This window comes from Gammaproteobacteria bacterium (assembly GCA_033344735.1).
Classification (GTDB): domain Bacteria; phylum Pseudomonadota; class Gammaproteobacteria; order UBA4575; family UBA4575; genus UBA1858.
This window is the reverse complement of sequence record JAWPMW010000001.1, coordinates 2,234,067-2,259,642: the sequence shown is the minus strand read 5'-3', so window position 1 is coordinate 2,259,642 and position 25,576 is coordinate 2,234,067. Positions and strand designations below refer to the sequence as shown.

Annotated in this window: 24 protein-coding genes and 1 other RNA gene; 4 read left to right on the top strand and 21 right to left on the bottom strand. The window is 40.6% G+C overall.

Features of this window, described 5'->3' with window-relative positions; translation table 11 throughout:
* Nucleotides 1-4: 4 nt before the first annotated feature.
* The 18 genes from ftsZ to rsmI form a co-directional block, all read right to left on the bottom strand.
* Nucleotides 5-1,159, bottom strand: a complete 1,155-nt coding sequence (ftsZ, locus tag R8G33_11630) for a cell division protein FtsZ (GenBank protein MDW3096315.1) — start codon at nt 1,157-1,159, stop codon at nt 5-7.
* Between the two features lie 39 nt (nt 1,160-1,198).
* The gene (ftsA, locus tag R8G33_11625) at nt 1,199-2,434 is read right to left on the bottom strand and encodes a cell division protein FtsA (protein ID MDW3096314.1); all 1,236 of its coding nucleotides are present in this window, start codon (nt 2,432-2,434) and stop codon (nt 1,199-1,201) included.
* A 21-nt stretch (nt 2,435-2,455) separates the two neighbouring features.
* Entirely contained in the window at nt 2,456-3,196 is a 741-nt protein-coding gene (locus R8G33_11620) for an FtsQ-type POTRA domain-containing protein (GenBank protein ID MDW3096313.1), read from the bottom strand.
* Between the two features lie 2 nt (nt 3,197-3,198).
* On the bottom strand, nt 3,199-4,134 hold the full coding sequence (locus R8G33_11615) for a D-alanine--D-alanine ligase (GenBank protein MDW3096312.1): 936 nt from the start codon (nt 4,132-4,134) through the stop codon (nt 3,199-3,201).
* Nucleotides 4,131-5,030: a UDP-N-acetylmuramate dehydrogenase gene (gene murB / locus R8G33_11610; GenBank protein ID MDW3096311.1), complete on the bottom strand. Its 900-nt coding sequence runs from the start codon at nt 5,028-5,030 to the stop codon at nt 4,131-4,133. Before murB ends, R8G33_11615 begins: the two co-directional genes overlap by 4 nt.
* Nucleotides 5,030-6,460: a UDP-N-acetylmuramate--L-alanine ligase gene (gene murC / locus R8G33_11605; protein MDW3096310.1), complete on the bottom strand. Its 1,431-nt coding sequence runs from the start codon at nt 6,458-6,460 to the stop codon at nt 5,030-5,032. The genes murB and murC overlap by 1 nt, the downstream gene beginning before the upstream one ends.
* Nucleotides 6,461-7,558 (bottom strand): undecaprenyldiphospho-muramoylpentapeptide beta-N-acetylglucosaminyltransferase, encoded by a 1,098-nt coding sequence (gene murG / locus R8G33_11600; GenBank protein ID MDW3096309.1) that lies wholly within the window; start codon nt 7,556-7,558, stop codon nt 6,461-6,463.
* Nucleotides 7,555-8,757, bottom strand: a complete 1,203-nt coding sequence (ftsW, locus tag R8G33_11595; GenBank protein ID MDW3096308.1) for a putative lipid II flippase FtsW — start codon at nt 8,755-8,757, stop codon at nt 7,555-7,557. The genes murG and ftsW overlap by 4 nt, the downstream gene beginning before the upstream one ends.
* Nucleotides 8,747-10,096, bottom strand: a complete 1,350-nt coding sequence (gene murD, locus R8G33_11590) for a UDP-N-acetylmuramoyl-L-alanine--D-glutamate ligase (protein ID MDW3096307.1) — start codon at nt 10,094-10,096, stop codon at nt 8,747-8,749. The genes ftsW and murD overlap by 11 nt, the downstream gene beginning before the upstream one ends.
* Before the next feature lie 24 nt (nt 10,097-10,120).
* Nucleotides 10,121-11,203 carry a phospho-N-acetylmuramoyl-pentapeptide-transferase gene (mraY, locus tag R8G33_11585; protein ID MDW3096306.1) on the bottom strand — a complete coding sequence of 361 codons (1,083 nt, stop codon included), beginning with the start codon at nt 11,201-11,203 and terminating at the stop codon, nt 10,121-10,123.
* 12 nt (nt 11,204-11,215) lie between these two features.
* Nucleotides 11,216-12,562: a UDP-N-acetylmuramoyl-tripeptide--D-alanyl-D-alanine ligase gene (gene murF, locus R8G33_11580; GenBank protein ID MDW3096305.1), complete on the bottom strand. Its 1,347-nt coding sequence runs from the start codon at nt 12,560-12,562 to the stop codon at nt 11,216-11,218.
* Entirely contained in the window at nt 12,555-14,015 is a 1,461-nt protein-coding gene (locus tag R8G33_11575) for a UDP-N-acetylmuramoyl-L-alanyl-D-glutamate--2,6-diaminopimelate ligase (GenBank protein MDW3096304.1), read from the bottom strand. Before R8G33_11575 ends, murF begins: the two co-directional genes overlap by 8 nt.
* Nucleotides 14,012-15,727, bottom strand: coding sequence for a penicillin-binding protein 2 (locus tag R8G33_11570; protein ID MDW3096303.1), 1,716 nt, complete (start codon nt 15,725-15,727; stop codon nt 14,012-14,014). The genes R8G33_11575 and R8G33_11570 overlap by 4 nt, the downstream gene beginning before the upstream one ends.
* 10 nt (nt 15,728-15,737) lie before the next feature.
* The gene (ftsL, locus tag R8G33_11565; protein ID MDW3096302.1) at nt 15,738-16,010 is read right to left on the bottom strand and encodes a cell division protein FtsL; all 273 of its coding nucleotides are present in this window, start codon (nt 16,008-16,010) and stop codon (nt 15,738-15,740) included.
* Nucleotides 16,007-16,939, bottom strand: coding sequence for a 16S rRNA (cytosine(1402)-N(4))-methyltransferase RsmH (gene rsmH / locus R8G33_11560; GenBank protein MDW3096301.1), 933 nt, complete (start codon nt 16,937-16,939; stop codon nt 16,007-16,009). The genes ftsL and rsmH overlap by 4 nt, the downstream gene beginning before the upstream one ends.
* 6 nt (nt 16,940-16,945) lie before the next feature.
* Complete coding sequence (gene mraZ, locus R8G33_11555; GenBank protein MDW3096300.1) at nt 16,946-17,398, bottom strand: division/cell wall cluster transcriptional repressor MraZ; 453 nt, start codon at nt 17,396-17,398, stop codon at nt 16,946-16,948.
* A gap of 242 nt (nt 17,399-17,640) precedes the next feature.
* Nucleotides 17,641-17,997: RNase P RNA component class A (gene rnpB / locus R8G33_11550), an RNA gene on the bottom strand.
* A 36-nt stretch (nt 17,998-18,033) separates the two neighbouring features.
* Nucleotides 18,034-18,876 (bottom strand): 16S rRNA (cytidine(1402)-2'-O)-methyltransferase, encoded by an 843-nt coding sequence (gene rsmI, locus R8G33_11545; GenBank protein MDW3096299.1) that lies wholly within the window; start codon nt 18,874-18,876, stop codon nt 18,034-18,036.
* Nucleotides 18,877-18,927: 51 nt separating this feature from the next.
* On the opposite strand from rsmI, the gene R8G33_11540 reads away from it, so the two are divergent.
* Genes R8G33_11540 through R8G33_11525 form a run of 4 tightly spaced genes read left to right on the top strand, consistent with a single transcriptional unit; the run spans nt 18,928 to nt 23,167 of the window.
* The gene (locus R8G33_11540) at nt 18,928-20,814 is read left to right on the top strand and encodes a penicillin-binding protein activator (GenBank protein ID MDW3096298.1); all 1,887 of its coding nucleotides are present in this window, start codon (nt 18,928-18,930) and stop codon (nt 20,812-20,814) included.
* Nucleotides 20,815-20,826: 12 nt separating this feature from the next.
* Nucleotides 20,827-21,177: a YraN family protein gene (locus R8G33_11535; protein MDW3096297.1), complete on the top strand. Its 351-nt coding sequence runs from the start codon at nt 20,827-20,829 to the stop codon at nt 21,175-21,177.
* 3 nt (nt 21,178-21,180) lie between these two features.
* Nucleotides 21,181-21,765: a phosphoheptose isomerase gene (locus R8G33_11530; GenBank protein ID MDW3096296.1), complete on the top strand. Its 585-nt coding sequence runs from the start codon at nt 21,181-21,183 to the stop codon at nt 21,763-21,765.
* A gap of 4 nt (nt 21,766-21,769) precedes the next feature.
* Complete coding sequence (locus R8G33_11525; GenBank protein ID MDW3096295.1) at nt 21,770-23,167, top strand: FAD-linked oxidase C-terminal domain-containing protein; 1,398 nt, start codon at nt 21,770-21,772, stop codon at nt 23,165-23,167.
* A gap of 4 nt (nt 23,168-23,171) precedes the next feature.
* Here R8G33_11525 and R8G33_11520 read toward each other — a convergent pair whose 3' ends face one another.
* The 3 genes from R8G33_11520 to R8G33_11510 all read right to left on the bottom strand — a co-directional run bounded on the left by R8G33_11520 (nt 23,172) and on the right by R8G33_11510 (nt 25,574).
* Nucleotides 23,172-23,408, bottom strand: coding sequence for a hypothetical protein (locus R8G33_11520; protein ID MDW3096294.1), 237 nt, complete (start codon nt 23,406-23,408; stop codon nt 23,172-23,174).
* A gap of 161 nt (nt 23,409-23,569) precedes the next feature.
* Nucleotides 23,570-24,772: an NrfD/PsrC family molybdoenzyme membrane anchor subunit gene (gene nrfD, locus R8G33_11515; GenBank protein ID MDW3096293.1), complete on the bottom strand. Its 1,203-nt coding sequence runs from the start codon at nt 24,770-24,772 to the stop codon at nt 23,570-23,572.
* A 4-nt stretch (nt 24,773-24,776) separates the two neighbouring features.
* A complete protein-coding gene (locus R8G33_11510) occupies nt 24,777-25,574 on the bottom strand; it encodes a 4Fe-4S dicluster domain-containing protein (GenBank protein MDW3096292.1) in 798 nt (265 codons plus the stop codon).
* Nucleotides 25,575-25,576 lie beyond the last annotated feature (2 nt).

Genomic DNA, 25,576 nt, shown 5'->3' with positions numbered 1-25,576 from the left:
GACGCTAATCAGCTTGTCTACGTAAGAACGCAGGAATATCGAGTAAATCTTCGTTATAGGACCCATCAGAAGCATTTTTAATTTCTGCCTCTTCAGTGCGTATTTTAGTTGGGCGATCAAGCTCATTAAAATTACTTTCTTTTTCAATACTAGTAATTGCAGGTTCTACCAAAGCCACTTTGGCAGTAGGAGCCACTACATTTTGCACACCCAAGCCTGTTGCAACCAAGGTTACTCTCAATCTTTCTTCCATTGATTCATCAATCGCAGTACCCACAACAACAGTAGCATCTTCAGAAGCTAGTGCTTCAATATGAGAACCAACTTCTGCAATTTCATTCATCCCAATATTTGGTCCAGCTGTAATATTTACTAATATACCGCGAGCACCCGTAATATTGACATCCTCCAAAAGAGGGCTTGATATTGCTGACTCAGCAGCTTCTCGCGCACGTTCTGCACCAATTCCAGTCCCGGAACCCATCATTGCCATACCCATCTCTGACATGACTGTACGTACATCTGCAAAATCAACATTAATCAAACCTGGACATGTAATTAATTCAGCAATTCCTTGCACTGCACCTAGAAGCACATCGTTTGCAGCACGAAACGCTTCTAAAAGACTAGTATTATCTCCTAACACAGTTAGTAATTTTTCATTAGGGATAGTAATTAATGAATCAACTTGATTAGATAATTCTTCAATTCCGCGATTAGCTATTTGAGTCCGTTTTGTACCCTCAAAAGGAAATGGCTTAGTAACCACAGCGACAGTTAGAATGCCTAACTCCTTTGCTACTTCGGCAACAATAGGTGCAGCACCTGTACCTGTTCCACCACCCATACCTGCGGTAATAAATAGCATATCGGCACCGGCAATCACATCATGAATGCGGTCACGATCCTCTAAAGCAGATTGGCGTCCAATCTCAGGATTAGCACCAGCACCTAGCCCTTTAGTGATCTCAGTACCTAACTGCAAAGTACTTTTAGCATTAGTACGCTGCAACGCTTGCGAATCAGTATTGGCGCAAATGAAATCAACACCATCAATTTCAGCATTAACCATGTGCTGGACTGCATTGCCGCCACCACCGCCAACTCCAATTACCTTTATTACTGCACTTTGACCATACGCATCTACTAGTTCAAACATTTTGTTTCTCCTCTAGTCACCGGGCAAGAACCCGAAAAATTAAAAATTACCTTTAACCCAATTTTTCACTTTCCCAAACACAGCGGCTAAACCGCCATTGTTATATTTCTTATGCTCTGAAGACTGTTCACTCATATGCCCAAACAACAACAAGCCCACACCAGTTGCATGAATAGGATTTCTTACCACATCAATTAAGCCGGTCACATATTGAGGAACACCTAAGCGTACTGGCATATGGAATACTTCCTCAGCCAGTTCAACTACACCTTCCATTTTCGAGCTGCCACCTGTAAGCACTATGCCGGCAGCAATTAAATTTTCGTAGCCACTTCTTCTTAATTCCGCCAATATCAGAGACATTAATTCTTCATAACGCGGCTCAACTACTTCAGCTAATGTTTGCCTAGCCAATCTTCGTGGCGCACGCTCTCCTACACTTGGAACCTCAATCACTTCATCAGGATTTGTTAACTGTCGCAGGGCGCATGCGTATTTTATTTTGATTTCTTCTGCATGTTGAGTTGGTGTTCGCATAGCAATAGCAATATCGTTTGTTACCTGATCACCAGCAATTGGAATGACTGCAGTGTGCTTGATAGCACCCTCGGTAAACACTGCAATATCAGTTGTACCCCCACCTATATCCACCAGACATATACCCAATTCTTTTTCATCTTCCGTCAAAACCGAATAACTTGACGCCAGTTGCTCTAAAATAATGTCATCAGCATGCAAACCACAACGCTCAATACACTTAACTATATTTTGAGCTGCAGATACCGCACCAGTAACTAAATGTACTTTTGCTTCCATACGAACGCCTGACATTCCAATGGGTTCACGTATTCCTTCCTGCTGATCAATAATAAATTCCTGTGGAAGCACATGTAGGACTTTTTGATCCGCAGGAATCGCTAAAGCTCTTGCAGCATCTATAACTCGTTCAACATCACTCTCAAGAACTTCACGGTCTCGAATTGCGACAATGCCATGTGAGTTCATGCTTTTTATATGACTTCCAGCAATACCGGCATACACAGAATGAATCTGACAACCAGCCATCAACTCTGCTTCTTCTACCGCACGCTGAATAGATTGCACAGTAGATTCAATATTGACCACCACACCTTTTTTCAATCCTCGCGATGCATGTGTCCCAATACCAATAATCTCCAACTCATTGTCATCATTCACTTCAGCTACAATTGCAACAATTTTCGAAGTGCCAATATCCAAGCCAACAATCATTCCGTTTTCTGATTTTTTACTCATATGTTTGTACGTTTTATTTAATTAACCATTCCAACGAACCGCAAACCCATTACTGTGACGAAGATCAATACTCGCTATCGCTTCACGCTCTGCCTTAGTAAACATAGCGAATGAATACAAACAACGTTCAATTTGTTTATCTGTCTGCTCTCTTCCGACATTGATGGATATTCCATTAACCAAAATTATTTCTTTATCGTAACGCGCATCTTCTTTTAGCTTGTGAATGCCTGAATCAACTTTTTTAAAGCGTGCACTGTACTTGTAATACAAGTCTATTAAGTGCTGCTCCCTACCTCGCACACCCTGCAACAATGGCAAGGCTGCGTATTGTTGTATATCTTGCACAAAAAATATCTCAGCGTACTTATTAATGAGATGATTTTCGCCCCAACGGAAATAAGGTTGCTGCTCACTTATTTCAATCACTAGCTTACTTGGCCATTGACGCTTGATATTTGCTCGATATACCCATGGAATATCATTAAGTTGGTCTTCAAACGAACTTAAGTCGACGGTAAAAAACCCATCATGCATGTAGTTTTCAGCTATTGTACGAATCTCAGATTTACTCACTTTGTTTAATGCTGTTTGGATCTCAATTGTTTTAATAGATATATCTTCAATTCTTTTTGTAGCCCATATACCCGCAATAACGACTAACGCGACTGAAAGCAATTTACCAACTTCACGAAAATCTATACGCATAGCATCGTTTTCTCGCATGGTACGACGTTGATTTCTTTTTAGTCGCTTAGCCATTACTAATTATCACTCTGTTGGAAAGTTGTATCTAAAATATTCAAAACCAGTTGTTCAAAATTAATTCCTACACTTGCCGCCGCCATCGGCACAAGACTATGATCTGTCATTCCAGGCACGGTATTTACTTCAAGGAACCATCGTTCTTTATTTTTATCAAGCATCACATCTACTCGACCCCAACCAGTTGCTGAAGTCGCATTAAACGCATTCAAGGCTTCAGACTTAAGCACATTCTCTTCTATTTCAGGAAGACCGCATGGAAGAATGTATTGCGTATCACTAGCTTGATATTTAGCGTCATAGTCATAAAACTCATGCGGTGTTTCTAACTTAATCACCGGCAGTGCAACACCATTCAGCACTGCAACCGTATATTCCTCACCATCAATCCATTGTTCTGCCATCAGTGCACCTTGATATTTATAGGCATCCTTTTTAGCCAATAAAAACTCTTCCTCACTGCTGATTTTATGTATGCCCAGACTAGATCCTTCCAAAGATGGCTTAATTACAAATGGGATACTCAACAAGGAAACAATTTGCTGATAATCAATGGCTTCATCAATCTGCATGAATTTTGGAGACTGCACATCTGCCGTCTCCCACAACTTCTTTGTCATAAGCTTATTCATACAAATACTAGAAGCCATTACACCACTACCGGTATATGGCAGCTCAAGCATTTCTAAACCGCCTTGCATCGCTCCATCTTCGCCACCGCATCCATGCAGAGCAATAAAAACACGGTCAAATTTATCCTCTCGTAGCACGCTAAAAATATTTTTATCCACATCAATGCCATGCGCATCAATGCCTTTGCTCAATAATGCTTTTAATACAGCCGTCCCACTCTTCAATGAGATTTCTCTCTCACCCGAGCTTCCCCCCATTAACACCGCGACTTTTCCATATTTTTTTAGATTAACCGCAGTCATTTAATTTCCTCATCTCCGAGAAATTTCACCTCAGGCTCTAACTCAACATTACTTTTCTGCTTGACGGTTAATTGCACATGCTGCATTAATTGCTCTATATCTTCTGCAGTCGCTTTTCCTTCATTGATAATAAAATTAGCATGTTTTTTTGACACACATGCTCCACCGATAGCAAACCCTTTCAAACCACTTTGCTCTATTAGACTAGCTGCAAAACCTTGTTTAGGATTTTTAAACACTGATCCACAATTCTTTTTACCTATTGGCTGGGTATCTGCACGATGCGCTAACAACTCTTTTATCGAAACTACTTTAGTACCTTGTTGATCTAATTCAAGATCAAAACTTGCACCAACAAACCACTCTCCAACAAAATTTTTTACAAAACGATAACCGTATTCATATTCATCACATGACCTATTAATAATTTTGCCAGCTCTGTTAATCACATCAACATATTTTACTTGCGGCCATGTCTGCCCACCAAATGCACCTGCATTCATAGCTAATGCACCACCTACAGTCCCCGGAATGCCAGCCATAAATTCCACACCAATAAGATTCTTTGCTACGGTCGCTCTTGCCAACTTGGCGCAAGCTACACCTGCTTCAGCATAAACACTATTTAAGTCAAAGCGGATTTGTTTAAGCCCTGTTTGAGTGACAATAACAACTCCTTTGATACCACCATCTCGAATCAGCACGTTTGAACCAAGACCTAACCAAGTTATTGGCACATCATCAGAAGTATTAGCTAGGAAATCACTTAAGTCTTCAATATCTGCAGGGTGAAATACACACTGTGCATTTCCACCAACACCCCAGGTATTGTAGCGAGATAACGACACATCAAATAACAATTTACCGCGTGTTTCTGGTGTGCTTATTTTAGCCATCACGCTACTTGCACCTCGGCTTGTACTTGCTCATACAAAGACGATGCTATTTTACCGATACTGCCTGCGCCCAAAGTAATCACAATGTCATTTGGCACAACAATCTTTGCCAAAGTAGCGCCTAAATCGCGATCATCTTCTAGTAATACTGCATCTAACTTCCCTCGCAAACGTAATGCATGTGCTAGTGCGCGACTGTCCGCATTATTTATTAATTTTTCTCCTGCTGGATAAACATTTAGTAGCAGCAATACATCAACTTCATTAAGCACTGCTACAAACTCATCAAATAAATCTCTCGTACGCGTATAGCGGTGAGGTTGAAACACCGCGACTATGCGTCTCTTTGACCAACCATTTCTCACGCCATCTACAGTCGCTGCAATCTCTTTTGGATGATGTGCATAATCATCAATAAACTCAGCATTGCCTCCCTTTAGGGAAACAGTACCTACATGCTGCATCCTTCTTCCAATACCTGCAAAGTTTTTCAATGCTTCAGCAATATTTTCTGCGGATACCTCAAACTCAAGCCCGACTGCAATACTTGCCAATGCATTTAATACATTATGTTTGCCCGGCAGATTCAATGTGAACGTCATCTGCTTAGAAATATTTTTAGCGTTCACTTTAAAGGTTGTCATTTCACCATTGTAAATAAGATCACTAGCAACAATATCAGCATCTTCACTAAAACCGTAAGTGATGTACGGACGTGCGACCTCAGGAATTAATCCACGTACTACTTCGTCGTCAATGCATAACACTGCCAAACCATAAAATGGAATATTATGTAGAAATTCTACAAACGCATTACGCAACTTTTCAAAATCATTTTCATAACTAGACAAATGATCTGCATCAATATTAGTCACTACTGAGACTACTGGTTGCAAATGTAAGAAAGACGCATCGCTTTCATCTGCTTCCGCAACTAAATATTCGCTTCCACCTAATTGAGAATTAGTCCCCACACTATTCACTCGCCCACCGACAATAAAAGTAGGATCTAATCCTGCTTCCGCCATCACCGTCGCTACCAAACTAGTAGTAGTCGTTTTCCCATGAGTGCCAGCAATAGCAATGCCCTGGCGAAATCTCATTAACTCTGCCAACATCTCGGCACGTTGAATGATTGGTATACGATGATCTTGAGCAGATACAATTTCTACATTTTCAGGATCAATAGCTGATGAAACCACTACTACATCCATATCAAGAATATTTTGTGGCTGGTGACTCGCATAGATTGTTGCACCTAACTTCTTAAGTCTCGCACTAGCTGCATTAGGATGATTATCTGAACCAAAAACCTTAAATTCCATATTAAGCATAACTTCAGCAATTCCACTCATACCAACGCCGCCAATACCAACAAAAAATACATTTTGTATTTTTCTCATAGGAAGAGTCGGCGTTACATAATTCATTTATTGCTCACCTACTATTCGGCAACCACAAGCACTCATACATTCATCAGCCACTCTCTTGCTTGCATTTGATTGACCAAGTTTTTTTGCTGCACAAGCCATATCCATCAGCTTCTGCGAATCGCCCAACAATATCTGTAAAGTTTCTGCTAATTTTTCTGCCGTCATTTCTATTTCAGAAATAAGTTTTGCGGCTCCCGCATCAACATAACTTTGTGCGTTCGCTGTTTGATGATCGTCAACTGCATATGGGTAAGGTATTAACACAGCACCGAGACCAACTGCTGCAACCTCAGCTAAAGTGATAGCACCACTTCGACATACAATAAGATCTGCCCACGCATATGCTTGATCAATATCGTCGATAAATTCATCCACTCTAGCTTGCAAATTATTCTTCTGATAATTCTCAAGCACAAATTCTTGTCTATTTGCACCTGTTTGATGCCATACCTCAATTCGAATTGAAGATGAAATAATTTCTAATGCTTGTGGAATAAATTTATTTAGTGAAACTGCGCCTTGACTACCTCCAACAATCAGTAATCGTTTGCTTGCGCTTCTATCAACCATTCTTTGCTCAGGATTTGCGATCTCCATAAATTTACTGCGCACTGGATTACCGCAATATTCTAAATTTTGTTTGTTATATTGGATTGGAAACCCAGTGAACATAATTCGGCTTAGCGGCGCTAATAGTCTATTGGTCAATCCTACAATCGCATTCTGCTCATGAATGATTAATGGCTTTCGCAGCAATACACCGATCAATGCACAAGGACCGGCAACAAATCCGCCCATGCCTAGCAACGCACATGGCTTATACTTCAAAATAATTGATAAACTCTCAAACAGTGCCTTAATAATAATTAAAGGTGCACGTATATATTGCAATAAACCTTTCCCTCGCAACCCTTGAACATTCATTATGGCTAGCGAGAAACCTGCTTCAGGCACAACACGCGACTCGATACCTTTGTTTGTTCCCACCCAAATAATAGGTACACCTCTGTCTCTCAACTCATTAGCCACCGCGAGTGCTGGAAATACATGCCCTCCAGTGCCTCCGGCTAAGATCATGACAGGCTGCATAGTCATCTTCTTCTTCCTGCTTTTCTAGTAGTTACGCGACGCGGCCTATGTACACGCCTAGCACCTTGTTGATTAACCTCCATGTAAACCCTAACCAACAAACCTACCGCAATACAGCTAGCTAATAAATTACTTCCACCCACACTAATAAAAGGCATGCTCAAACCTTTTGTTGGCAGCAATCCCATATTTACACCCACATGTATAGTCACCTGCAAGGTAAACCAAATACCGCAACCATATGCAATGTGCTGAGCAAAAGTCATGTGTTGCTTTTGTGCACTAGTCGCTAATGAAAAACATCTCCATATAAATATAAAGTAAGCAAATAACAATATTGCTATACCTACAAGCCCTAACTCTTCCGCAAGTACTGCAAACACAAAATCATTATGTGCTTCAGTCAAATAGAATAATTTCTGGATACTTCCTCCAAGACCTTCTCCAAAAATTCCTCCGTTACCAATTGCAATTAATGCCTGAGTAAGTTGGAAACCATCTCCCAAAGGATCTTCAAATGGTCGCCAAAATGTAGTGACTCGCGACCAACGCTCTTCATTTGTTCTGGCCAGAAAATACATCACCAATACTGAACACGCAGTCGATAATATAAATGGTGTTAAACGCACTCCTCCCAGATAAAGCATTGTAAATACCAAGGCGGTAAGCACTACCGTGGATCCAAAATCTGGTTCCATCATTAGCAGTACTGCAATTATGCCGACTAAGGCCATCGGATTTATAAACGCAGAAAAATTTTGTTGCACATGAGACCCATGCCTAACAATATATCCAGACAAATAAACAATCATTGCAACTTTAGCAAATTCTGAGACCTGCAAAGAAATTGGACCTAGCGCAATCCAACGACTACTCGCATTAGCTCTAATCCCTATGCCCGGAATTAACACCAACACTAACAATGCTATTGTAACCATTAACATTAATGGCCCTAACTGCTCCCAATAAGCTAAACGTATTTTAGCAATAGTAAAAATACATAATGCGCCCAGTAACATAAACATCATTTGTCTTTTAACAAAGAAGAATGCATCAGTATGATTTTTATAAGCAATTTCTACAGTAGTAGATGTCATCATAGTGAAGCCAATCCCGCATAACACTAATAATGCAAATAACATTTGCGCATCAATATAATTAGATATTGATTCTTGCAAACTAAGCTGTTTGTTATCAGCGCTCATCACTAACCTTCAATGCACTTTGTTTCACAGCGGCCTGAAATGCCAATCCTCTTTCGATATAATTTGAAAACATGTCGAAACTTGCACAAGCAGGTGAAAACAACACCGATTGGCCAGGTTTTACTTTTTGATGTACATACTCGACAGAAGCGGTTAACGAATTCTTATCAACAGTTTCAACAATACCTGATAAAGCATCAATAAATACTTGCTTATCGCGTCCAAACGCAACAACCAACTCAACCTTAGATTTAACCGCATAAATTAATGACTCCAAGGAGCCACCCTTGTGAACACCGCCTAATATCAATATAACCGGACTACTTAAACCTAATATTGCTGATACCGTAGCGCCCACGTTAGTGCCTTTACTATCATCTATCCATTGCACTCCATTTTTTTCAAGTACAATCTCACAGCGATGCGGCAAACCTTTGAATGCACGAATCGCTTCTAATGCTTTACCTTGATGTTTTATATAAGAATCTGTCAGCGCTAAAGCAGCCAATGTGTTTTGCTCACCAGCAACACCCAACAATGGTAGATCAGCACAATTTATTAATTTATCGTTACCTTTCACCAACCAACGACAATTGCCATATTGCATGACTCCATAATCAGAATCGTCAGGCGCATCGGTACCGAAACTGCACATATCATTTGAAGGCGTTAAAAACTTATTCTTACCCTGCTCGCGAGGAACAACTTTGAACTTAGCATGTGTATAGATCGATTGTTTAATATGTGCGTATTCGTCAAAACTAGAGTGCCTATCTAAATGATCATCACTAATATTTAACACAACAGCAGCATCTGGACTAAGCGATGAACATGTTTCTAATTGAAAGCTCGATAATTCCAAAACAAACATATCTATTGACTTATCATCAACTAAATTTAATGCAGGCTCACCAATATTGGCACAGGCTTTGGCATGAAGACCTTGACTTTCCAATATTGCCGCAACCAATGTAGTCACGGTACTCTTTCCGTTTGAACCAGTAATAGCGATATAAGGTTTAGATGCTTCACGAGCAAACAACTCGATGTCACCTAATAGTTCAGCACCATCATTAACGGCTTGTTGAATCTCAGGTGTGTGCGGTGACACTCCAGGACTTAACACTATTACATCCGCTTCTTTCAACCATTGTTGATTGAACTGACCAAAACATACTTGTGAATCAGATAAAATGTTTTTTATCTTTGCTGCATTAGGAGGTAAGCCGCGACTATCTATTATTCGGCACTGTTTATTTTTCGCCAACAAATACTCAACCACAGATAGACCTGATACACCTGCACCAATTACCAAGTAATTTGTTGGATCGACTTTCATTAAATAACTGACACCCACTTGTTTCTACCTAATCTTCAATGTCGCTAAACCAATTAACACTAAGATCACCGTAATAATCCAAAACCGTACAATCACTCTAGGTTCAGGCCAACCTCTTAACTCAAAATGGTGATGAAGTGGCGCCATTTTAAATACTCGCTTTCCTGTTAACTTAAATGAAGCCACCTGAATCATGACCGATAGAGTCTCAACAACAAACACTCCACCCATAATTACTAACACTATCTCTTGCCGAACCAACACGGCCACCACACCTAGTGCAGCGCCTAGAGACAAAGCGCCCACATCCCCCATAAAAACTTGAGCGGGATACGCGTTAAACCATAAAAATCCTAACCCAGCTCCCACAATAGACGCACAAAATACAACGAGCTCACCAGCTAATGGTATATGAGCAATAGCCAAATATTCCGCGAAGGTAGAGTGCCCGCTCACATAAGCAAATATTCCCAATGCGCCTGCCACCATTGCAGTAGGCATAATAGCTAGACCATCTAGACCATCAGTTAAATTAACAGCATTACTAGAGCCGACAATTACGAAATAAGTTAGCAATATAAACCACGGCCCCATATCAATTACTATGTTTTTAAAAAATGGAACATACAAATTTGTTTCTACAGAAAACACTGCTGTATTAAACAACCAAACCGCAGCAATTAAACCCACTGCAGATTGCAAAGCATACTTAAGTCTTGCTGAGATGCCCGCACTATTTCCTTGGATTAATTTCTTAATATCATCAAACGCACCGATCGCACCAAAGGCGAACGTGACAAAGCATACGACCCAAATATAACGATTCTCTAAATCCCCCCACAACAATGTACTAACGAGAATACTTAATAATAAAAATGCCCCACCCATGGTAGGCGTACCTGCTTTTAATAAATGAGTTTGAGGGCCATCAGAACGTATATTTTGCTTAACACTGTAATCCGACAATCGACGAATCATCATAGGACCAGTAACAAAACAAATCACTAGCGCAGTCAACACACCCAGTATTGAACGCAGCGTCAGATAACCAAACACGTTAAAAACACTGTTGTATTGTTCCAGATATTCAAATAAATATAGAAGCACGTTAACCCTTCGCTAATGTATTGTTTGATTATCGATCAAGAAATTAACCACATCTTCCATATGCATAGCGCGCGAACCTTTCACTAATATGCAACACTGAGAATTAACCTGCCTGCGTAATGAACCACTCAATTCACTATGCTGATAAAAATGAAATCCATTATCACCAAATCCATTTACCGCATGCTTGGCTAGCTCACCCAAGCCAAATAGTTTTTTTACACCAGCTAATTTTGCTCCAGCACCTATTTCTGCATGGATAGCTTCTGCTTTATCGCCTAGCTCCCCCATATCACCAAGCACCAACCATGGCTCCTTATTTTGCGAACACAACACATCAATAGCCGCTTGCAATGATGCCGGATTTGCATTGTAGGTATCGTCTATAATGGTGGCGCCAGCAATGCCTATTTTCGACTGCAATCTCCCATTGACATGATGCGCACTTTCAAGCCCACGCTTAATATCTTGCAGATCAACTCCCAATTCACGAGCGGCCGCAATCACGGCCAAAGCATTACTTGCATTGTGCTTCCCCGGCAGCGGCAATTTAATTTCCAGCTTCTCACCATTTACTCTAACTAAAAGGTTTTTATTCGCTGTAATTTCTCCACACACTTGCGCCTTTTCCGAAAATCCAAATGTGACAATCTTTAAATGTTTGGCTTTCTCTAACCACACATCAAGAAATTTATCGTCAGCATTTAATACGACGACACCTGAAGATTTAGCGCCATTAATAATTTCACCTTTTGCTTGTGCAACACCAGCAATAGAACCAAATCCTTCTAAATGTGCTGGGCCCGCATTCGTGATAACTACTACATCCGGTTGCGCTAATCGGCTAAGGTGATCAATTTCGCCAAAATGATTAGCACCCATCTCTATCACTGCAAATTTATTATGCTTACGCAACGTTAATAAGGTCAGTGGCACACCAATATGGTTATTTAAATTACCTTGCGTAAAACAAGTACTTCCTGCAAGCGCCAACACATCACTCAGCATTTGCTTAACAGTGGTCTTACCATTACTTCCTGTCACTGCTACTAATTTAGGATCAACTCTATGTCTCCATGTCTGTGCCCAACGAGACAAACTTTTCAATGTGTCATCAACCAATACTTGTGGCAATTTGGTATTCACTTGCTTATGCACTAAAACTGCCTGCACAGTTTCCTCAACACTTTCATCAATAAACTCGTGGCCATCAAATCGGTCGCCTTCAAGTGCAACAAATAGGTCACCTTTGTGCATATTTCTTGTATCTGTAGAAATTGCGCTGACAATTACGTCGCTCCCATACAACTCACCTTGAGTCATATCTGCCACATCACTTAAGCGCAACCAATTATCCATTAGCTAACCTCGCTAACTCTTTAGTCGCCACAACAACATCATCGAATGCTATTTTCTGATTTTTAACATATTGAAATTTCTCATGGCCTTTACCAGCGATCAGAACAGCATCATTCGCACTCGCCATATTTAGCGCATCAATAATTGCCTGCTCTCTATCAACAACTGTTTTATAGTTATTCAACCCAATGCAACCACTGACAATTTGATCAATTATTTCCTGCCGACTCTCATCGCGAGGATTATCAGAAGTAATCACAGTAAAATCCGCATATCGTGATGCCATCTCACCCATTTGCGAACGCTTCCCTGTGTCTCGATTTCCACCACAACCGAACACACATATTATTTTTCCTGAACAATGTTCACGCACAGCATTTAATGCAGCAAACAATGCTGCGGGTGTATGTGCATAATCGACTATTACAGATGCACTATGTTGACCTGAGACAATTTGCATACGGCCTGGCACTGCAATTAGCTTATTAAGCGCATTGCCAATTCCTATATGGTCTTCATCAAGACTAAGCAGCACCGCCGCTACAGCTAATAGATTTAGCACATTAAATTGACCTAATAGCGGCACTTTCACATCAATTACTTTCTTCTTTACTGACATCCGTATCATTGTCGCATCGTGCAAATACTTTACATCCAGCGCAAACACATCAGCTTGCGCATTTACCAAAGAAAATGTAAGCACATTTAACGAGTCTGCCAAAGACTGCGCCCATTGAACTCCATTCTGATCATCAATATTTAGCACTGCATGCTTTGCTTGATGTGAAAAAAACAACCCTGCTTTTGCATTTATATATTCCTCAACTGAATTGTGATAATCTAGATGATCTCTTGAAATATTGGTTAATACCGCAGTATGGATGGATAAATTACGCAACCTTTTTTGCTCTATACCATGTGAAGATGCTTCTATAGCAACTGCTTCACAACCCATCTGATTGAAACGAAAATATTCCCTAGCAATTCGAGAGACTGGAGGCGTCGTATGATTAGCATCTTGGAGATTACCAAGACGCCCGTATCCTAAAGTGCCTATTAATCCGCATATGTGCCCAGATTTTTCTAATGCTTGTGCTACTAAATGTGCAACAGATGACTTTCCATCAGTTCCAGTAATCGCAACAGTCTTAATATCGTGATTAATGTCACCATAAAATCGCGATATTATCTTATTTACTATTTCTGATAGGTCGAAACATTCAAACATAGGCACCGGGCTATTCACATTATTGCTTCCAGCACCGGCTTTAGATTGATAAATTATTGCTACCGCACCATTATTGATAGCATCTTGAACATACTGCAAACCTGAAGAAGCAATAAACAAATCACCGCTTTCCACATCACCACTGTACTCACTCACACCCGAGACATTGACATCCCTAGAAACATCGATAGAAATAAAATCAGCAAGCAATTGGCTCAACATCATGGCTTTCTTGACTCCGTCAATAATAAACCACGTTTTTTTTCATCGATGACAGTTGGCGCAACATTCATTAAGCGCAATGCACCTTCTGTAACTCTCGAGAAAAGAGGCGCTGCTACTTCTCCTCCATAATAACCATCTTCTTTTACGGGCTGATCAATCAAGGCAACGACGACAACCTCTGGGTTATCTGCAGGTGCCATACCTGCAAATAATGCAATATAATTATCTTGTGAATATCCACCACTTTGAGACTTACGTGAGGTCCCTGTTTTACCCGCTGCACTGTAACCTTGCATACTAGCTCTCGAACCTGTTCCTTCTTTGGATAACACTCCTTTCAACATATCTCTAACAGCTTTTGCTGTTCTTCCAGACATCACTCTATGCCCAGCAGGCACTTGATCATTAACAATAAATGATGCAGGTAGCAAAATGCCGTCATTCGCAATTACCGAATATGCACGTGCTAATTGCATCGCCGTTGTTGACATACCATAACCGTAAGCCAAAGTTGCGCGTTGCGTTTTGTTCCAAGTAGTATAGCTATCAAATTTACCAGCTCGTTCGCCGGGAAATCCTGAGCCAGTAAGCTGTCCAAATCCAACAGATTGATATTGACTCCATACTTGCTCTTGGGACAATTTTAATGCCACACGCACTGCGCCCACATTACTAGATTTACTTAAAATAGTTTTCATATCGATCACACCATAATTGTCATGATCACTAACCAATAATCCTGCTACATTAAAATAGCCAGGCGCAGTATTGATCTTGCTATTAACTCTATAAGCACCATTTTCAATCGCGGCAGCTATCAAAAATGGCTTAACTGTGGAACCAGGCTCGAACACATCTGTGATTGCGCGATTCCTAATTGAATCTATTTTTGCATTAGAACGATCATTAGGGTTGAATGCAGGCAAGTTAGCCATTGCCAGTACTTCCCCGCTATCAACAGACAACACTACTACCGACCCGGATTTAGCGCTATGGCGTGCTATCGTGCGCTTCAATTCTCTATAAGCTAAGTATTGTATGCGTTTATCAATAGATAAACTCAAATCTTTACCATGATGTGGCTCTGTAACCAAACCGATATCACCCACCACTGTACCCTTTCCATTCTTAAGCACTCGCTTTTTACCAGGCGACCCATGCAGCCATTCATCGAATGCAAGCTCAACACCCTCCAAGCCTTGATCATCGATATTTGTCAGTCCTACAACATGCGCTGCCATTTCACCTGTTGGGTAAAAACGCCTGTATTCCCTAATAATTGAGAATCCATGAATATTTTTTTCTTTAAGAGCGTCAGCTGTATCAGGGAAAACATGCCGTTTCACATAAACAAATTGCTTACTTCTTCTTTGTTTGAGTTTTTTGATCAATATCTGCTTATTTAGCTTTAACACACTAGCTGCATATGAAATTGACTGCGGGTTCTCTAACGCTGTTTTTGGATGAGCCCATATCGAGAACACTGGTGTACTAATTGCCAAAGCTTCGCCATGACGATCTGTTATTACACCGCGATTCGCTGGTATTTCAACTGTACGAATTTGTCGATTTGAGCCTTCTTCATTATAAAAATCGGCATGTAACAGTTGTAATTGTGCTGCACGAGCAAACAACAACACAAAAGCACAAAAAACTGCAAATAAAAGCAAGTATCGACGTGCAGTAAATACTCTCGCTTTAGCCTTTCTCATTCAACTTGCCTCATTTAGAATCTAATTCCAACATCACTACATCAGAATGATTTACCAAATGCATCCCCAATTCTGTGTTAGCTATTTGTTCTACTCGCGCTTGATTTGACCAAGCACTCTCCTCCAGCAACAATTGCTCCCACTCTGTTTGTAATTGAGACCCTGTTTCTTGCAATGCTTGCAGCTCAACAAAGTGTCTACGCTGCAAATGTTTGCTATAAACCAACCCTGAAGCACTAATTACCACAAGTAAGTAAGCAACAATCAACGCTGTCAATTTCACTTTAGTACCTTCTCTGCCACACGAAGACGCGCACTTCGAGCACGTGGGTTAACTTTCAATTCTTCAATGGAAGGGCGGATCAGTTTCCCTACCGATTTCAAATGATCACTCAGCTCTGGCATAACTGGCAGCTTTGGCAACAAGTCTTCTTGCTTAGTATCGCGTATAAATCGTTTAACCATTCGATCTTCTAAGCTATGGAAACTAATTACCACTAAGCGGCCTCCACCATTTAATAAATCAAATGATGCCTCTAATCCTTTTTGCAATGCTAATAGCTCTTTATTAATAGCAATCCTAATCGCTTGAAATGTTCTTGTTGCCGGATGTATTCCTTGGTAATTTGACGGATAACATCCTTTAACAGTTTCTGCTAAACGTTTAGTTGTAGTTATTGCAGAAACTTTCTGCTCATCAAGCACCTTGTTAGCAATCTTTTTAGCATGTCGTTCTTCACCAAACTCACGCAGCACTTGAATAAGCTCGTTAACAGAAACACTCTCTAGCCATTGTGCTGCTGTATATCCGGTACTGGTATTCATACGCATATCCAATGGGCCATCTTGACTAAAACTAAACCCTCTTTGTGCTTCATCTAATTGTGGTGACGACACTCCCAAGTCGAAGAAAATTCCATCGACATTTGCCAACAAACCATGCTTTCGACCTACTTCTGCTAAATTTGCAAAGGTTTCATGGATGATTGTTACCCTTTCATCCCCTACAAATTGCTGTTGCGCACATTCAATAGCACTAGGGTCCTGATCTAGCAAAAACAATCGCCCCTGACTGGCCAAACTTTGCAACAGCAGCTGACTATGTCCGCCACGTCCAAAGGTGCAATCGATGTAAGTACCATCACCTTTAATTCGCAATCCTTGTATAGACTCATGTAACAAAACTGGCACATGAGTAAATCTAGCTAGCATGCGTAACTAAACGCTTAAATGTTCTAACGCAGATTCATCTGCCGCCGCGTTTGCCTCTTCTTGCAACCATTCTTCACAGTTGTTGTGCCATCGAGCCTCATCCCATAATTCAAATTTATTGCCTTGACCTATCAGGCAAACATTCTTTTTTAATTCAGCAAAATCACGTAATTCTTGGGGAAGCAATATTCGGGATTGACCATCTATCTCACGTGGTTTAGCGTGTCCAAGGTAAAGACGATGCCAGCGACGCACTTGTTTCCCTACATTCGGCAATGCACGCAAATCAGCTTCAAAACGCTCCCACTCAGGCAGAGGATAAATGAGCAAACATCGATCAACATCAACAGTAATTACAATCTGCCCACCGCAGGCAGTATTGATTGCATCACGGTACTCAGTTGGTACAGTAATGCGTGCTTTTGCGTCAATTGTTGTTGCGGTGATGCCTCTAAACATTCTTGTTCTTCTATCCTGGAAATATCACTGAAAACCACTTTTTCCCACATTTATACACTATAGAAATCAAGGGTGTAAAAAGCAAGTTAAATTAGGCCGTTTATCGGGAATTTTGTCTTGCAAGACAGTTACTTACTGCACATTTTGACAGGAAATTTTAGTGAAAATTGATGTTGATTAACAACTTGCCAGCGCTTAATGAGAGATTACATTAAGTTTGTGTATTGTCGAAAAGGAAGAAGAGTGAGAGTCAGTCAATAAGCCGGGTTTTGTCGTGGGCAATCATTCATCTGAGATGCCTGTCACCAGACACCTTAAGCGACCTACCCGAGAACCATGTGGACCACATGTGGTTAATAATTAACCTGTTCTCCTATTTGGTCTTGCTCCAGGTGGGGTTTACCTTGCCGTTCATGTTGCCATCAACGCGGTGCGCTCTTACCGCACCATTTCACCCTTACCTATTATTAATAGGCGGTATATTTTCTGCTGCACTTTCCATGAGCTCGCACCCTCCAGGCGTTACCTGGCACCCTGTCCTATGGAGCCCGGACTTTCCTCTGTTGATATAAACAACAGCGACTGCCTCGACCAACTCTCGTAAGCGACTGTATCACTAAACGATTTTGTTTGGCTTAATCATCTGAATAATATTCACTAGCTAAATCATATAAGGTATTTTTTGGTAAATTTGATAGGCTTATTGCCAAAGTAACCGCATCTTTATGGCTCATGACTATGGCTACTTTAGAGAACAATAAGTGCATGTTCTGTATATCGATGTCGACTTGTGCGCTACCATCTGCACCTTGAATAACAACTACAAACTCTCCTTTTTGGGGAATAGTCTCATTATTTAATTGCTCAAGAATTTGCCTCACCTCACCTGATGCAATTTGCTCATGCATTTTTGTTAGTTCACGTGCAATCATTAGCTTTCTTTGTGGTCCAAATGTAGATTGCACATCCTCCAACACATCCAAAATTCGGTGTTTTGCTTCATATAAGATTGTTGCCTGCTCACAAAAAGATAATTGCTGTAGTCGACTAATACGTGCGGACCGTTTTGGAGATAAAAATCCTTCAAAGGAGAATCGAGTGATATTAAAATCATTCACCGACATAGCTGTAATGGACGCACATGCACCAGGAATAGGAACAACTTCGACTCCTTGTCCGCGACATAGGGCAACGAGTGAATGCCCAGGATCACTGACTAGCGGTGTTCCTGCATCAGTAATTAGCGCAATATCTTTACCTTGCTCAAGATCAGATAATAATTGTGGATCGCGCTGTGAGGCATTGTGTTGATGATAAGAAATTAATGGCGTTGAAATACCATGAGCACTAAAAAGTTTTTTTGCTACACGCGTGTCCTCAGCAGCCACAAGTTCGACATTTTGTAGCGTCTCTAGTGCACGTAAAGTGATATCCTTAAGATTGCCAATTGGAGTTGCGACAATATAAAGTGTGCCCAAAATTACACCTCGCGACCGTAGTAAAACGATTAAAATAAATAATAGAATTTCATGAATAATAAAGCCCGATACACCATAGCACATTGCATAATCTTGATAACATTAACGTTGTTTGTGAGTAGCTGTGGCACTGGTATTCAAACCAAACCTGAAACCGAATCAGCTAATCTCGAGATCCGGAATGCAGACAAACTAGTCAAGCAAGGTCAATACCTAAAAGCAGCAGAAATATATTGGCAAGTATCGCAAACCGTACAATCACCACAAAAAGAAAAATATCAATTAAACGCCGCTGAGTTATCTGTTTCAGCGGGTAACTATGATCTCGCCCAGCAGTACCTAAATTTAATAAATGAACAAAATTTAACATTTGATCTAATACCCCGTAAGCGTATTTCAGAATCTAATATTGCAATACAACAGGAACAATTTAACGAGGTATTATCACTGTTACCAGAATCGTTAATGACTCGCGCACCAACTCATATTGCAGAAATACTTGAGCTACGCGCACAAGCATTTGCCGGAGTAGGTGATACTTACTCAAGTCTAACTACCAGGACGGAACTTGCACGTCATCTAGATGAATATTCAAGTAGCGCTTATAATCAAAATGAAATCTGGAGATTATTAGCACTAGCGCGAGATGAGGAGTTAGCCAGCTGGAGCAGTCATAGCAACCAACAACTTAGAGGCTGGATCAAACTTGCCCAAACCAAACGTGCGCCTTATTCAAGTTTAGAACAACTCAGTTACGCTTTAAATGATTGGCGCAGCACACACCCCGATCATCCGGCTTCAGATAATTTAATTACTTCAATACTTGAAAGTTTCGAATCCTTCTTCGCGGTTCCTGAAAGAATCGCTTTATTACTGCCCATGACTGGGCGTTATGCAAAGATAGCCGATGTCATTTATGCAGGCATTCTTTCTGCCAGGGAACTACGCACAGAAGATCAGTATGCGCCGCATATAGAATTATATGATACTGGCGACAACCCTGCAGACATCACTTACCATTACCAACGCGCAGTTGATGATGGTGCTGACTTTGTCATAGGACCATTAAAGAAAGAATCTGTAGAATTATTATCACAACAGACGGAATTACCTATTCCGGTTTTGACACTTAACTATCTTCCCGAGCAATCACAAGCGCCAAGTAATTTATTTGAATTTGGATTACTTCCAGAAGATGAAGCTATACAAGTAGCGGAACGTGCATCTTTAGACGAACATATTAGCGCAATCATTGTGACATCTAATGGCGAGTGGGGTCAGAGACTTGCAGATGCATTTCGCATACGTTTTGAAGAGCTAAATGGGATTGTATTAGATACACAATTCTACTCTTCCAGCGACACTGACTTCTCAGCACCCTTAAAAATAGCGCTTCAGCTAGACCACAGCGAAGCACGACACCGAAAACTTAAATCTATCCTTGGTCAGAACCTCGAATTTGAACCACGAAGACGTCAAGATGTAGATATGATATTTATGGTAGCTTCACCGCGTACAGCACGCCTTATTCGCCCCCAAATCAATTATTATTATGCGACTGACCTGCCTGTCTATAGCACTTCCCACGTGTTCTCAGGAATTGAAAATGTATTAAGAGATCGAGACGTTAATGGTGTTTTATATTGTGACATCCCGTGGCTGTTAAAACCCTCAGCCGACCATGAGATAATGCGCGAATTGCTAGAACTTGAAGCAGGTGAGGCTTATCATCTACTTCCCAGATTTGCTGCTTTGGGCATTGACGCTTACTACTTACCACTAAAATTAGCAGAGTTAGCCGCATTACCTTACGAACGTTATAACGGCCTGACAGGCAAACTTAGAGTTCAAGATGGGAGTAAAATTTTCCGCGAGCTTAATTGGGCGCAGTTTGTAAATGGACGGCCAACTTTACTACCACAGTTCTCTAACGAATAAACATAGCACTGAATGCCTGGTCAACGTTTAACTGGTAAAAAAGCTGAAGATGTTGCCTGTGGTTTTTTAAAGCGCAATGGGTTAATACTAATAGAGAGGAATTATCATTGCCGTTTTGGTGAAATAGACTTAATTATGCAAGACACAGACACCCTAGTTTTTGTTGAGGTACGTTATCGCAGCTCAGAAAAATATGGAAGTGCCGCAGAATCTGTAGATGGCAACAAACAACGCAAACTTGTTTTTACTGCAAACCATTACTTACAAAAATACCCATCCAATCAACCAACTCGATTTGATGTAGTAGCACTATCTCCGCATCAACAACCTGAGTGGATAACCAATGCATTCATGGATAGATAAAAAGTGAACCCAATTAAGTTAATAGAAAAATCATTTGCTGACAGCATACAAACAAAACAAGACTCATTAAGCGTAATCGCAGGCCCCATCTCTGATGCTGCATTACTAATGACATCTAGTTTATTAGCAGGAAATAAAATTCTAACTTGTGGAAACGGTGGCTCTGCCGCAGATGCCCAACACTTTTCATCAGAGCTACTGAATCGCTTTGAACGTGAAAGACAACCTCTTCCGGCTATTGCTCTAACGACAGATAGCTCAACATTAACCTCAATTGCAAATGACTATGACTACAGTTTAATTTTCGCAAAGCAAGTACGAGCATTAGGCCAATCGGACGACATATTGTTTGTCATTACCACAAGTGGTGGTTCTGCAAATATTGTCCAAGCAATGCATGCAGCACATGAAAGGAACGCTCGAATTGTCGCCCTCACTGGACGAGATGGCGGTGAGGTTGGTGCACTTATACAAAAAAGTGATATCGAAATTCGAGTTCCCGGCCCTTCAACTGCTCGCATACAAGAAGTACATTTATTAGTTCTACATTGCTTATGTGAACTAATTGACCAGCAATTACTTGGTTAACGTTGTGGCTTGCTCACTTCCTGACAACTTAATTGATCAGCTGAGAAAGAATTTTCCTGGCAATAATTTATTATTGGAAGCAGCTGATTGTTGGACCTATGGTTACGACAATAGCAAAATTCATCACCCACCAGATGCCGTTGTATTACCTGTCAATCATCACCAAGTTGTATCTTGCATCTCTTTATGCAATCAATTTTCTATACCTCTTACTACACGTGGACGAGGCACCGGCACCACGGGCGCATCGGTACCCGTATCAGGTGGCATTGTGATGTCTTTAGAGCGCATGGATAAAATCTTAGGGTGCGATATTGGAAATCGCAGCGTACATGTACAAGCCGGGGTAACCAATCTTGATCTACAAAACTATTTAAAAGAAAAAAACTTTTTTTGGCCACCAGACCCAAGCAGTGCAGAGTTTTGCACTATTGGGGGCAATTTAGCATGCAATGCTGCAGGACCACGTGCAATCAAATATGGCACTACACGTGACAACACTCTACGACTTAAAGCGGTAACGGGTTATGGAGAGACAATTAATACTGGCAGTAAAACCACTAAAGGCGTTGTTGGTTTAGACCTTACCCGCTTGATTATTGGCTCCGAGGGAACATTAGCAGTGATAACAGAGGCTGAATTAAAAATAACCCCTCTAGCACCCGAAAAAAATACACTACGCGCACTTTATAAAAATCACCAAGCAGCTTGTGATGCCATTCAAAGTATAGGTTCTCAGCTACATCCCCCTTGTGCAATTGAGTTTATGGATCATCACGCTATTGATTTAATTCGCACTCATAGCGAGGTAAGTTTACCTAGCAATTCTCGTGCTATGTTAATGATAGAAATCGATGGTGATTCTGAATCACTTCCAATTAGTACTGACAAAATAGAACAAGCATTATTAAATAATGGGCTAATAGAAATTCAACATGCTAAAACAGGTATTGAGAAAAAAGCTTTATGGCAAGCTCGAAAAGAGTTATCTCCAATTTTACGTAATTTAGCGCCCAATAAAATTAATGAAGATGTAGTCGTCCCTGTTCCTAATTTAAGTAAATTAATCAATGCGCTGGATGAATTATCATCTACATTTAAATTACCAATCGTAAATTTTGGCCATGCTGGAAATGGTAACCTTCATGTAAATATTATTTACGATGCGGAAGATGCCACTCAAAATCAGAATGCTTTAAATTGTCTGGGTAAGATATTTGAAAAAGTTTTAGATCTAGACGGCACTATTTCTGGCGAACACGGCATAGGTGTTAGCAAGCGCGATCATGTATCAAAGGAGATTGGTAGCCAAGAACTAGAACTAATGAGAAAAATTAAATCTCAATTCGACCCCAATCTCATATTGAACCCCAATAAGAGTTTACCGGCCGCAAAAAGCTAGTCCCTTATAACACTAATGTGAAAATTAAATAAATTGATACCATCCCAAACACTGCTGCCATAGACACCATTAACACTTGGAATCCACTTTGCTTATTTTGTATTACTTTTCCTTGATCAATATGCGCAAAAGCACAGGCAACTTGGCTACCAGAAATGGTTTGCGTATCTTCAGGACGCGATAGTAATTGTTCTTTATTGCTAGAATTATTTTGATCATCTGCGCTTAATTCGATATGCATAAACTACCTCCAAAACATCATTATTTAACACAATGGCTAATCTATATTAACCGTTGAAATCTACGCTTATAATTTAGCGTTACAGAATGTTTTGACGGCAGATGAAAGATTTCTTTAGTCAAGAGCGACTAAAGTGTGATGGAGTTCACTAAATTATCAAGTTACTTTTTAGATTCTACAATTTTATCTGACAGACTATCAGGAAGAAAATCTAGAACCGCGACACCTACAGTTACTAGTAATAAGGATATTGCAATACCGGCAACGCCTAACAACATCTCCCAAATACTTGGACTGTACTGACCGATGACACCATCAAAGAATGAGCTACTCACTTCCATACCTGGGAATAATTCTAATGGGAAAGCTTGGCCTCCAATGACAATAATGTATACCTGAGCTAAACCACCTAGTATAACCAATGCACATGCTGCCACTAATGTCTTACGACAGTTCTTTGTTTGTGGCATGTACACTAATGCTAAAGGAATAATTCCACCAATTAACACTTGTCCAATCCAGAAAAGTGTCGTGTAAATCCCACCATCTACTAATAAGAATTTTTCAACAGCGTGGTGCTCGGCAGCATATAAATTAGTCACATGATAAACAGCCACAAAGTACAATATGCTAGCTATAAACACACCAAGTAGATTACGTAATTTATTTAGTATGTAGTCTCCAATAGGTCGTTGAGTCCAATTATAAGAAGCCAATAGCACTAAAATGTAAAATGCCAGGCCAAATGCAAAAGACATAATAATAAACATCGGAGCTAACATAGCCGTATCATATGCACTGCGCGCGACCAGGAAACCAAAAATTGAGCCAGTACCTGTTGTCAAAATCAGTCGCCATATAAATGCAAATAGACCGGCTTTCTTACTATATTTTTGCATAGTGTTGTCCATCATCCACCACATGTAGACACCAACAATAGCAAAGAAACCGGTATACAAGATTATATTCCAAGCAAATATTGACTTAAAATTATATGTAGTCATTGCCACAATTAGACGATCAGGGCGACCTAAGTCCAATACTAATACTGCTAATCCACCAGCTAGCAATGCCACTGCAAGTAGCGCCGAGAGTCTTGCCAAAGGTTTATATTCTACTTTTCCAAACACAGATGCTATGGATGCAACATTGAGCGCACCTGAAGCTGCAACTATTAGGAATATTGCAAATACATGAGGCAACCCCCACACAACTTGGTTATTCATACCTGTAATCACATGGCCCTCTACTTCCATATGATGCGCAGAAAGAATACCAATCAACACAATAGTAGCTAAACCAATTAGCAACATCCAAAATTTGGATGATCGCGCTTCAATAGAACTATATCGTATGGTATCCATGTAGTTATAAACCTTGGTATCGAACGCCGGTATTCAAACCGAGGTCAGCACGAATTTGAGTACCGCCAAAGTCTCGTAGACGCTTTGAAATTTCACTTTGTGGATCGTTTAAATCACCAAATACAATCGCTTGGTGGCCATCTTTCTCACATGCCTGAGCGCATGCAGTGGTATCTTCACCTGCATCAACTTTATGCACACACATATTACAGCTATCGACACAGCCTTTACCACGAGGAGTACTGGGTAATTGATTTTCTAACACCTCATGCACAAATGAACGTGCCTTATACGGACATGCCATCATGCAATAGCGACAGCCAATACAGGTATGCATATTAACTAGAACGATCCCGTCTTCTCGTTTAAACGATGCACCTGTAGGACACACATCGACACATGGAGGATGCTCGCAGTGTTGGCACATAACAGGGAATGACTTGGTATTTTGTGTTGATGGATCTTTAACTGTTAATTTTCTAATCCATTGAGAATCTGTGCTAGAGCCTTCTTCTGGCCACAATCCATGCTCGTCATTACACGCAGTCACGCATGCATTACAATCTTCTGTACATTGATTGACATTAACTAGCATTCCCCAGCGAACTTTATCAGTTACTGCTTGTTCTGCAGGTTTAGCAGACGCTGTTTCATAAAGTATGACACCAGGTGCCACAGCCAAACCCGAAGCGCCGACTAAGCCTCCAATAAACGAACGCTTACTCTGATCGGTGGGATGCTGCGCTGTTTTCTGCTCAGACTTGCGTAATAGTTTGTATGCTTTACTGACGACGTTATTCATTT

Bases quoted from the DNA above. Each gene is read 5' to 3' on its own strand.
- ftsZ (MDW3096315.1), bottom strand. From the start codon at position 1,159: ATGTTTGAACTAGTAGATGCGTATGGTCAAAGTGCAGTAATAAAGGTA.
- ftsA (MDW3096314.1), bottom strand. From the start codon at position 2,434: ATGAGTAAAAAATCAGAAAACGGAATGATTGTTGGCTTGGATATTGGC.
- R8G33_11620 (MDW3096313.1), bottom strand. From the start codon at position 3,196: ATGGCTAAGCGACTAAAAAGAAATCAACGTCGTACCATGCGAGAAAAC.
- R8G33_11615 (MDW3096312.1), bottom strand. From the start codon at position 4,134: ATGACTGCGGTTAATCTAAAAAAATATGGAAAAGTCGCGGTGTTAATG.
- murB (MDW3096311.1), bottom strand. From the start codon at position 5,030: ATGGCTAAAATAAGCACACCAGAAACACGCGGTAAATTGTTATTTGAT.
- murC (MDW3096310.1), bottom strand. From the start codon at position 6,460: ATGAATTATGTAACGCCGACTCTTCCTATGAGAAAAATACAAAATGTA.
- murG (MDW3096309.1), bottom strand. From the start codon at position 7,558: ATGACTATGCAGCCTGTCATGATCTTAGCCGGAGGCACTGGAGGGCAT.
- ftsW (MDW3096308.1), bottom strand. From the start codon at position 8,757: ATGAGCGCTGATAACAAACAGCTTAGTTTGCAAGAATCAATATCTAAT.
- murD (MDW3096307.1), bottom strand. From the start codon at position 10,096: ATGAAAGTCGATCCAACAAATTACTTGGTAATTGGTGCAGGTGTATCA.
- murF (MDW3096305.1), bottom strand. From the start codon at position 12,562: ATGGATAATTGGTTGCGCTTAAGTGATGTGGCAGATATGACTCAAGGT.
- R8G33_11575 (MDW3096304.1), bottom strand. From the start codon at position 14,015: ATGATGTTGAGCCAATTGCTTGCTGATTTTATTTCTATCGATGTTTCT.
- R8G33_11570 (MDW3096303.1), bottom strand. From the start codon at position 15,727: ATGAGAAAGGCTAAAGCGAGAGTATTTACTGCACGTCGATACTTGCTT.
- rsmH (MDW3096301.1), bottom strand. From the start codon at position 16,939: ATGCTAGCTAGATTTACTCATGTGCCAGTTTTGTTACATGAGTCTATA.
- mraZ (MDW3096300.1), bottom strand. From the start codon at position 17,398: ATGTTTAGAGGCATCACCGCAACAACAATTGACGCAAAAGCACGCATT.
- R8G33_11540 (MDW3096298.1), top strand. From the start codon at position 18,928: ATGAATAATAAAGCCCGATACACCATAGCACATTGCATAATCTTGATA.
- R8G33_11535 (MDW3096297.1), top strand. From the start codon at position 20,827: ATGCCTGGTCAACGTTTAACTGGTAAAAAAGCTGAAGATGTTGCCTGT.
- R8G33_11520 (MDW3096294.1), bottom strand. From the start codon at position 23,408: ATGCATATCGAATTAAGCGCAGATGATCAAAATAATTCTAGCAATAAA.
- nrfD (MDW3096293.1), bottom strand. From the start codon at position 24,772: ATGGATACCATACGATATAGTTCTATTGAAGCGCGATCATCCAAATTT.
- R8G33_11510 (MDW3096292.1), bottom strand. From the start codon at position 25,574: ATGAATAACGTCGTCAGTAAAGCATACAAACTATTACGCAAGTCTGAG.